This window comes from Mesorhizobium sp. M7A.F.Ca.CA.001.08.2.1, from assembly GCF_003998455.1.
GTDB classification, from domain to species: Bacteria; Pseudomonadota; Alphaproteobacteria; order Rhizobiales; family Rhizobiaceae; genus Mesorhizobium; species Mesorhizobium ciceri.
Window position 1 is genome coordinate 1 of the sequence record NZ_RZPW01000973.1, and the last position, 1,934, is coordinate 1,934.

Genomic DNA, 1,934 nt, shown 5'->3' on the forward strand with positions numbered 1-1,934 from the left:
CATCTGCAGCGTCTCGACCTTGCCGAGATCGATAACCATCAGCTGCGCGACCTTGGCCTGACGCCGCAAGACGTGCGCCGCGAATGCGCGAAGTCCTTCTGGCAGCCCTAGCAGACCAGTCGGCACGACGTTTCGATGCCGTTCAAACTATCGACGCAGCCCCGAGGAGACCACAATGACCATCACCTGCTTCATCCGCTACGAGATCGACCCGTTCGGCAAGGCGGCCTTCGAGGAGTATGCGCGCAACTGGGGCCAGGCCATTCCGCGCTGCGGCGCCGATCTGATCGGCTATTACGCGCCGCATGAGGGCTCGGCGACGACCGCCTATGCGGCCTATAACATCGAAAGCCTGGCCGCCTACGAAGCCTATCGCGCCCGGCTTGCCGCCGATCCCGCCGGCAAGGCAAACTACGAGTTCGCCAAACGCGAGAGATTCATCCTGAAGGAGGATCGCATGTTCCTGAAACTGGCCTCAGGCCCGCACGCGAAACTGGTGCTGCCGTGATTGCCGTCATCTTCGAGGTCGAACCGGCGGAGGGCCGGCGCGATGCCTATCTGAGCATCGCCGCGGACCTGCGTCCGCTGCTCGACGGCATTGACGGCTTTCTCTCCATCGAGCGTTTTCAGAGCCTGGCCGATCCGAACCGCATCCTGTCGCTGTCGTTCTGGCGAGATGAGGAAGCCGTGAAGGACTGGCGCAACACCGAGGAACACCGGCAGGCGCAGAAGGCCGGTCGCGGCGGCATCTTTGCCGGCTACCGATTGCGCATCGCCCATGTCGTGAGGGACTATGGGCTGACGGAAAGGGACGAGGCGCCGGCCGACAGTCGGGCGGTGAATGGGTGAGTGAGGCTACTCACGCATTCCCGATCAGCACGCCGGCCGCGAACACCAGGGCGCCGCCCAGCACCACCTGGAAGGCGGCGCGCAGGAAGGGCGTCTGCATGTAGCGGTTCTGGACAAAAGCGATCGCCCACAATTCGAAGAACACCACCACCGCGGCAACCCCGGTCGCCGTCCAGAAATGCGGAATGAGATAGGGGAGTGCATGCCCGAGACCGCCCAGCGTCGTCATGATGCCGACGGTCAGACCGCGCTTGAGCGGCGAGCCGCGGCCCGACAGCTTGCCGTCGTCTGAAGCGACTTCGGTGAAGCCCATCGAAATGCCGGCGCCGATCGAGGCGGCAAGCCCGACCAGCAGCGTCTGCCAGGTGTCATGCGTGGCAAAGGCGGCAGCAAAGATCGGCGCCAGTGTGGACACCGATCCGTCCATCAGCCCGGCCAGCCCTGGTTGCACATAGGTGAGGATGAACTGGCGCTGCTCGGCGGCGGTCTCTTCGTCCTTCACTTCGCCCGGCACATGTTTCTGCTCCAGCCGCTGCGCCAGTGTCTCATGGCCCAGTTCGGCCACCGCCAGATCGTCGAGCAGTTTTCGCGTCGAGGCATCCGCCGTGCGCTTGGCAGCCTCGACATAGAAAAGGTAGGCTTGCCGCTCCATCGCCTCGGCCTGGCTGCGCACGTGCTCGATGCCGAGCGGCCGGACCAGCCAGTCGGGCTTGCGCTCGTAATAGCCCTTCACATGTTCGCGCCGGATCAGCGGAATGCGCTCGCCGAAACGCTTGCGGAAAAGCTCGATCAGCGAATCGCGATGGCCATCCTCTTCCTCGGCCATCTCCTCGAACACTTTTGCCGATTGCGGGAAGTTTTCCGTCAGGCCGTCGGCATAGGCCCGATAGATGCGACCGTCATCCTCCTCGGACGAAATGGCCAGCGCCAGGATCTCCTGTTCGGAAAGCGATTCGAAGGGGCGGCGGCCGAAGCCGAAAACACGGGAAAGCATGAGGAATTCACCCTAGTTTAGAATAGTTCTAAACTAGGGCTCAAGGTGCCTCCGGTCAATTGCGCGCTTGGGTCGCGGTCAAGAATTGTTG

At 63.1% G+C, this 1,934-nt stretch carries 4 protein-coding genes; 3 read left to right on the forward strand and 1 reads right to left on the reverse strand.

Features of this window, described 5'->3' with window-relative positions; all coding sequences use genetic code 11:
* Positions 1–3 precede the first annotated feature (3 nt).
* From EN914_RS33675 to EN914_RS33685, 3 genes are all read left to right on the forward strand, one after another.
* Positions 4–111, forward strand: a complete 108-nt coding sequence (locus EN914_RS33675; protein WP_127389594.1) for a DUF1127 domain-containing protein — start codon at positions 4–6, stop codon at positions 109–111.
* Positions 112–175: 64 nt separating this feature from the next.
* Positions 176–508 carry an NIPSNAP family protein gene (locus EN914_RS33680; RefSeq protein ID WP_013528650.1) on the forward strand — a complete coding sequence of 111 codons (333 nt, stop codon included), beginning with the start codon at positions 176–178 and terminating at the stop codon, positions 506–508.
* A complete protein-coding gene (locus tag EN914_RS33685) occupies positions 505–849 on the forward strand; it encodes an antibiotic biosynthesis monooxygenase (RefSeq protein ID WP_013528651.1) in 345 nt (114 codons plus the stop codon). Before EN914_RS33680 ends, EN914_RS33685 begins: the two co-directional genes overlap by 4 nt.
* A 10-nt stretch (positions 850–859) precedes the next feature.
* Here the strand turns inward: EN914_RS33685 and mbfA are convergent, their stop codons facing one another.
* Complete coding sequence (gene mbfA / locus EN914_RS33690) at positions 860–1,843, reverse strand: iron exporter MbfA (RefSeq protein ID WP_013528652.1); 984 nt, start codon at positions 1,841–1,843, stop codon at positions 860–862.
* Between the last annotated feature and the right edge of the window lie 91 nt (positions 1,844–1,934).